Here is a 6,186-nt window from a genome sequence, read left to right as displayed (position 1 = left end):
GCTGATCCTTGACAAGGGCGAAGTCCACATCAAGTCCGGCTTCATCACGGGGGAGGATTTCTACGTCATCAAGATCGCTTCCGGCTTCTACGGCAATCCCGACCGGGGCCTTCCGTCCGGCAACGGCTGCATGCTTCTTTTCAAACAGAGCACCGGCGAACCCGTTGCCGTCCTGCTCGACGAGGGCCATTTGACGGATGTCCGGACCGCCGTTGCCGGCGCGATAGCGGCCAAATACTGCGCGCCCCGCAAGGTCGAGCGCATCGGCATCGTCGGCGCGGGAGTCCAGGCGAAACTTCAGCTCGAATGGCTAGCGCGCGTAACGGACTGCCGGGACGTCCTGCTATGGACCCCCTTTCCAGGCGAGATGGGGAACTTCAAGCTGGATATGGAAGCCCGAGGCTTTGCGGTAGAAGCCGCGATGGATGCGCATGAGATCCTGTATACATGCAATTTGATCGTCACAGCAACGCCGTCGAAACGCCCCATCCTCTTGGCCTCAGACTTGAGGCCGGGCACTCACATCACCGCCGTCGGCTCGGATACTCCGGAAAAACAGGAGCTCGATTCGGACATCCTGGCCAGGGCCGACGTGGTCATGGCCGACAGCCTGTCCCAATGCCGGCTGCGGGGCGAGATTCACCAGGCGCTCGAATCGGGCCGGATCACGGAAGATCGCTGCATCGAGATGGGAGCCGTCATCTCGGGCCGGGAGAAAGGCCGAACGTCGGAAGACCAGATCACGGTCGTCGACCTGACCGGAGTAGCCGTCCAGGACATCACCATCGCTTCCGCGGTCTACCGCACGCTCAAATGAGCGAACGCTTCAGCTGGAAACCAAAAATCGGCTAAATCGTTCTTCCAGGGCCTCTCTATCCGGCCATTCATCGCGCCTTCGAGGCAGGATGATCCGCGTGTCCTGAAATGCCTGCAATCCCCACTGAAGCATCGGGCCATGGGAGGATCCTTGGCTTGAAAATGCCTTGCGGTCCCAGCAGACAAATCCTCTCCCCTTTATAAAAGAAACCTTGCGCCAGAATCTGAAACGAAAGGACTTCACCCTCCCGTTCGATCTGCTCGGCCAAAAAATCAAAGGCTGCGAGACGGATGTTTCTGTCGAGTTCGATCTCGTCGTAATTCATCCCAGGAACCGTTCCTCGTTATGCCACATCAATTGCTTAGCATCAGGGCGTTTAGCCGGATCATCCGGGACGATCAAACGCGCACCGGCTAGTTTCAATTTGCCTTGCTTCTGACCAATATCGCTCCGGGCGGAACCAATGCAATAATTCCTTCGCCCGTGCGTCTTGAATAGTGAGGAACGCGATAGGACAATACCGGCATGGACGGTTGGACCACACTCTTGAGGGACAAGCGAGACGCGTTCGTCGGCTACGTCCGCCGCCGCATCGGCGAGGCCGCCGGCCATGACGCCGAGGACATCGTCCAAGACGTCATGGTCGGACTTTTCGATCGAGCCGATCCGACGATCCCAATTCGGGACCTCGGCGCGTTTGTCTATCAGGCTCTGCGCAATCGGATCGTCGATCGCTTCCGGAAGCGGCGGGATGATCTTCCCCTGTTGGAAGAGATTCTCGACACCGGCCTCGACCCCACGCTCGAGTTCGAACGGCGGGAAATGCTCGACGAAGTATTCATCGCCATGGATGGTCTAGCCGCCGAGGAAAAGGCGATCATCTTGGCGACGGAATTGGAGGGACGGACATTCAAGGAACTGGCGGCCGAATGGGAGGTTCCGATCGGAACCTTGCTGGCCCGCAAGAGCCGAGCCCTCGACAAGCTTAGGAAAGAACTGACCGGTCAGACGATCAACGACGAAAAAAGGAGTCTCAAATGAGTCATCGCGAGCATCTACGCGAGCCGGGCCAGGCGGCCCGGCACGGGCGAAAGGCGCTCCATATCGCCGGCCTAGTGCTGGGCGGAGTGGCCTTGGCGGTCCTATTCGCATTTCTGTTCGGCTTGGTTGTGCAAGCCCTTTGGAATTGGCTGATGCCGGGCCTCTTCGGGTTCAAGACCATCACCTACTGGCAGGCGTTCGGCCTCGTCCTGCTGGCCAAGCTCCTCTTCGGCAGCCACGGGCAAGTCCACAAACGCCACCACGACCGATTTGAACGGCACGTCCACTCCCGCTTTGGGAAGTGCCGCGGCGAAGCGGACGGCCCTGCCGGGATTGACGGCGTTCCCGGCAACGGCAAGCACTGGCGTCATTTCCGAGAATATTGGCAAAGCGAAGGCCGGGCGGCGTTCGATGCGTATCTCCAGGAGAAGGAATCCCGGGAAGCCGATCCGACCCCTTCCAAATAGCGGCCGCAGCTAGAATCCCGCCCGGGGCTGCGCGGTGCCGGACCTCCGACATCGCGGGCCCCGGGTTTATTTTGGGCTGCTTTTCGATGAATGCGATCCGCGGTGAGAAACCACGCGGGAATTCGCGTCTCCCATTTTGAACGCCCGCGCCGGGCGGTCTGATCATATTGAAGGCCGAACGGGCGTGGCTTAAAAACGCAGCCGTTTTCAAACCCTGGATCATGCGACTTGACAATTACACATATGCGTGTATATTGAATATGAAGCGTCGCGATTTGGAGAATAAGCTTCGGGCTCTTGGCTGGAAGATTTGCCGTCCAGGCGGCCGCCACGACATTTGGATCCGAGGCGATTGCGAGATCGCGATCCCCCGGCATCGAGAGATCAACGAATACACCGCCAAAGCGATCCTGCGCTCAGCGGAGGGAGGACATTGATGAGATTCGCCGGCCGCACGTTCCGATCGGGCCGATTCTGGGCCGCCGAAGTCCCGATTTTGGATGTCGTCACCCAAGGGCACTCGCTCGCAGACGCCCATAGGATGATCGCGGATGCCGTTGAATCCCTTGTCGGCCTTCCAGACTTCAAAGCGCGAGTTTATGGCGGCGCCGGGGGCGTTTTCGAGGTTGGAGCCTCAAACGAGGCTCTACTGACCGCCCTTCTCCTCCGCAGAGCCCGGGTAAGATCCGGCTTGAGCCTGGCCCAAGTGGCCGCCCGGCTGGGGGCCAAGTCCGTCAACAGCTATGCCCGCTATGAACAAGGCCGGTCCATTCCAAGCGTGACCAAGCTTTCGCAGCTCTACGCCGCAGTAGGTTTGAAGGCGGACTTTGTGCTTATCGAAAGCGGGGTTTGATCCGGCTTTCGCCGTCTTTGACAGTCCATCGCGGCGAACGCTATTCTCCCTTCCCATTCAAGGGGGAAACATGAAAGCGATCGCCGCCGCTACAGCTTGATCGACAGGTTGTCGAACCAGGCGGTATGCCAGCCGCAGCCGAACCCGGCCAGGCCGCGCGTATAGGTCGAATCCGAAATCGAGCCGGCCTGGGTCGCGTTGACATAGGCCGTGATCCGATCGCCGCGGCAGCGGATCCGCAGGGTGTTCCATGCACCCGGCTTGAAATCGCAAGTCCCGGAGGCCAGGACATAATCGCGATAGAGATAGAAGCTCCCGTCGAAGTGGACTACGAGGTTCAGGGTTTTGGGGTCCTTCTCCTTGGCCATAAAAGCCCCGACCCCGGGCAGCGCTTCAAGGATGGATTTGTCGAGGGCCATGATCTCCGTGTATGGGAAGATTCTGGCGTTCTTCGTGTGGTCGCTGAACGAATACCGCAGAGTCGGCCAGTCCTTGTCGATATCGATTTTGTCGAGCAACAGCAGATCCATGTTCTTGCCGAGCGTCCAACGCCCGTCGCTTCCGACCCGAAGCCAGTAGCCCAAGGGCGGCTGGATCTGATGCTGGATGACCTTGGCGACCCGCCCATAGATCACGGCCGTCTGGCGCGGCGCCTCCAGCATGACGTCGACGGCGGCCTCATAGTCGGTCATGTCCGGATCGCCGATGAGGGTGACGGGCTCGGAATTGAGATGGAAATGCCACTCGATGCCCACGGCCGGGATGACCTGCTTGAGAGCCATTCCGCCGCCCTTCGGCTGGACCTCGAATACGCCGGCCTGATCCTGGGTGTAGCGGGGCAAGGCTTCCGCGGCATAGCCTTCGAAATCGTCCTCATACGGCACGGGAAACGCGGACGGGGCGAGAGGCGCGAGGCCCTCGTCCCCTTTCCGCTGGCCCGTCGTGGTCGTCAGGCTGAAGATGGCGTCCTTGCTCAGCACGATATCGATGCGGCCGTTCTTCGGCTTGACGACTCCGACTTTGACGAAGGACTTGGCCGCATCGGACTTCCAGATGCTGAACTCGCGCCCAGCGAATTCGGGCGCCAGCGCCAGGCCGATCGCTTGATCCGCCTTGGCCTCCCCCGTTTCCACGATCAGGCTCATCTCTTTGCCGTCGGGCGCAAGAAGCGTCGTGAAGCTCGAGCTTCCGTCCGACGTCAGCCCGCAGCCGGCTTTTAGGTAGCGCCATCCGGGATCCGCGAACTGGGTGAAATGGGCCACCGCCCACAGCGCCGGCTGGACTATATAATATCCCGACCAGGGCGTCGCGGCCCGCATGATGCCCGAGCCGGGGATGGGCAGGATGTCCGAATAAGAAGTGACCAGGCTCCAGAAGATCGTCTTGGTCATGCCGTAGTCGATGAAATTGCGGTTGAAGCGCCGGGCCAGCTTCTTGGCCCCCTCCCAATCGCCGCGCCAAGGCCCGTCCTCGGAGGACCAGACGGGCTTGCCGGTCTTTAGCAAAAGGCCGGCGTTGAAGCCTTTCGGATGGCCCGATTGGTAGTGGCTGCCGAGGATGTCGACCGCTTCGAGCAGGGCCGGATCCTTGAGCATGTCCTCGGCCACAGACCAGGCAGCGACTTCATCCGAGGCGACGATCTTCGCCGGCAAGCCGTGCTTTTTCAGCTCGGACTTCAGGAGCTTGATCCAGCCGTTGTTCCGCGGCCGCTCGTAGGCCCAGGCCCGCTCGTTCCAGACGCCGACGTAATCGACGTCCACGCCGTGCGCCTGTTTGGCGATCTCCAGAAAGCGCACGATATAGTCGGCATTGTCTTGAGAGAAAAACTCCCCGTTCCCGATCCACCCGGGCGCTCCCCACTCGAGGGCGTCGAGCCGAATGGCCGGGTTGCGACGCCGGGCCTCCTTCATCAAGCGATACTCGTAGCCGCGCTCGTAGTAGGCGGGCTGGGGATGATCGAACTCCTCGCGGGTGTGGGCGAAGGAAGGCTCGGTGCCGTCGGTCGAGTTGACGTCGCCGCCGATCTCGACCTTGAGATGCTGAAGCGAGGCGCCGAAGCGGGGCTTGAAGAGAAAATCCAGGATCTGCGAGCGCGACGGCTCCGGGTAATCGAAGAGAAGCCGCGACGAGGCGCCCGCGGAGAGAGCGCCGAGGCCTTCGAATACGGGGCCGGGATCGAGAGCCGTCAAATCGATCGTCAAGACACCCGGCTTGGCCGCGGGCGCTTGGGTCGTTTGGGGCGCCGACGCGCCCACGATGGAAAATAAGGAAACGGCTAGGAACAGCGCTGCGGCTATCGTCTTTCTCATGATTGCTCCGACGGGTAGACGAGTCCCCATTGGGCCCGGATTTTGTCCATCGTCTCCATAATCGAAAGCGTCTCGGCCCACGGCATGACCGGGCTTTCGGTCAGCCCCTGGCCCAAACAGCGCATGACCTCGGCCGCCTGGTAGTGCAGGCCGTTGCCGCGGTAAGGCGCGTGGATCGCCCGGGGGTGGCGGCCCTCGAGCGATTCCCTCAGGCGCGAGACCGCGGGTATCATGCGGGCCGCCCGGCGCAGCCAAGCCATCTTCTTCTCCCCCATGTCCGCGATCATGTTGACGCCCAGCGAGATTTTCCGGGTCCGAAAGAACGGGGTATAGATCTTGATGATTCCCTTGTCGCCGGCGATGACGGCCTCGGTCGGCGTCGTCATGGTGACGCAGGCGTTGAGCGACGCCAGCCGGCCGCCGGCATATGAAAGGATGATCGCGTCCTGCTCGTCGACACCGGTGGGGCCGATGCGGGCCGTTGAAGAGATCCCCTGCGGCGCGCCGAAGACCATCGAGGCCAGCGAGATCGGGTAAATCCCGACATCCAGCAGGGCTCCACCGCCCAGATCCGGATTGTAGATGCGGCTCTTGGGATTGAACGGGGCCTTGAACCCGAAATCGGCGGCCAGCCAGCGCGGCTCGCCGATCGCCCCCTCGGCCAGCATTTCGCGCACCCTGACGATCGCGGGCAAAAAC

General features: G+C 61.3%; 8 protein-coding genes. 5 read left to right on the top strand and 3 right to left on the bottom strand.

The genetic code is table 11. The features are described from left to right. Positions 1 to 817 (top strand): ornithine cyclodeaminase family protein (locus NTZ26_14820; GenBank protein ID MCX6561773.1); only part of this gene is annotated, 817 nt, incomplete at its 5' end. A gap of 67 nt (positions 818 to 884) precedes the next feature. Here NTZ26_14820 and NTZ26_14815 read toward each other — a convergent pair. Then, positions 885 to 1,142: a hypothetical protein gene (locus NTZ26_14815; GenBank protein ID MCX6561772.1), complete on the bottom strand. Its 258-nt coding sequence runs from the start codon at positions 1,140 to 1,142 to the stop codon at positions 885 to 887. Between the two features lie 200 nt (positions 1,143 to 1,342). Between NTZ26_14815 and NTZ26_14810 the strand changes: the two genes are divergently transcribed. The 4 genes from NTZ26_14810 to NTZ26_14795 all read left to right on the top strand — a co-directional run bounded on the left by NTZ26_14810 (position 1,343) and on the right by NTZ26_14795 (position 3,178). Next, the gene (locus tag NTZ26_14810; GenBank protein ID MCX6561771.1) at positions 1,343 to 1,858 is read left to right on the top strand and encodes a sigma-70 family RNA polymerase sigma factor; all 516 of its coding nucleotides are present in this window, start codon (positions 1,343 to 1,345) and stop codon (positions 1,856 to 1,858) included. Then, positions 1,855 to 2,325: a hypothetical protein gene (locus NTZ26_14805; protein ID MCX6561770.1), complete on the top strand. Its 471-nt coding sequence runs from the start codon at positions 1,855 to 1,857 to the stop codon at positions 2,323 to 2,325. The genes NTZ26_14810 and NTZ26_14805 overlap by 4 nt, the downstream gene beginning before the upstream one ends. A gap of 260 nt (positions 2,326 to 2,585) precedes the next feature. Next, positions 2,586 to 2,762 (top strand): type II toxin-antitoxin system HicA family toxin, encoded by a 177-nt coding sequence (locus NTZ26_14800; protein MCX6561769.1) that lies wholly within the window; start codon positions 2,586 to 2,588, stop codon positions 2,760 to 2,762. Then, on the top strand, positions 2,762 to 3,178 hold the full coding sequence (locus NTZ26_14795; GenBank protein ID MCX6561768.1) for a helix-turn-helix transcriptional regulator: 417 nt from the start codon (positions 2,762 to 2,764) through the stop codon (positions 3,176 to 3,178). The genes NTZ26_14800 and NTZ26_14795 overlap by 1 nt, the downstream gene beginning before the upstream one ends. An 89-nt stretch (positions 3,179 to 3,267) precedes the next feature. Here NTZ26_14795 and NTZ26_14790 read toward each other — a convergent pair whose 3' ends face one another. Further along, a complete protein-coding gene (locus NTZ26_14790) occupies positions 3,268 to 5,487 on the bottom strand; it encodes a DUF1080 domain-containing protein (protein ID MCX6561767.1) in 2,220 nt (739 codons plus the stop codon). Next, positions 5,484 to 6,186: Gfo/Idh/MocA family oxidoreductase (locus NTZ26_14785; GenBank protein ID MCX6561766.1), on the bottom strand; the 703-nt coding region annotated here is incomplete at its 5' end. The genes NTZ26_14785 and NTZ26_14790, both read right to left, overlap by 4 nt.

The organism is Candidatus Aminicenantes bacterium (assembly GCA_026393855.1).
Classification (GTDB): domain Bacteria; phylum Acidobacteriota; class Aminicenantia; order Aminicenantales; family UBA4085; genus UBA4085.
Note: the sequence above shows the minus strand (reverse complement) of the source record. Positions and strands in the feature narration are given on the sequence as shown.

Bases quoted from the DNA above. Each gene is read 5' to 3' on its own strand.
- NTZ26_14815 (MCX6561772.1), bottom strand. From the start codon at position 1,142: ATGAATTACGACGAGATCGAACTCGACAGAAACATCCGTCTCGCAGCC.
- NTZ26_14810 (MCX6561771.1), top strand. From the start codon at position 1,343: ATGGACGGTTGGACCACACTCTTGAGGGACAAGCGAGACGCGTTCGTC.
- NTZ26_14805 (MCX6561770.1), top strand. From the start codon at position 1,855: ATGAGTCATCGCGAGCATCTACGCGAGCCGGGCCAGGCGGCCCGGCAC.
- NTZ26_14800 (MCX6561769.1), top strand. From the start codon at position 2,586: ATGAAGCGTCGCGATTTGGAGAATAAGCTTCGGGCTCTTGGCTGGAAG.
- NTZ26_14795 (MCX6561768.1), top strand. From the start codon at position 2,762: ATGAGATTCGCCGGCCGCACGTTCCGATCGGGCCGATTCTGGGCCGCC.
- NTZ26_14790 (MCX6561767.1), bottom strand. From the start codon at position 5,487: ATGAGAAAGACGATAGCCGCAGCGCTGTTCCTAGCCGTTTCCTTATTT.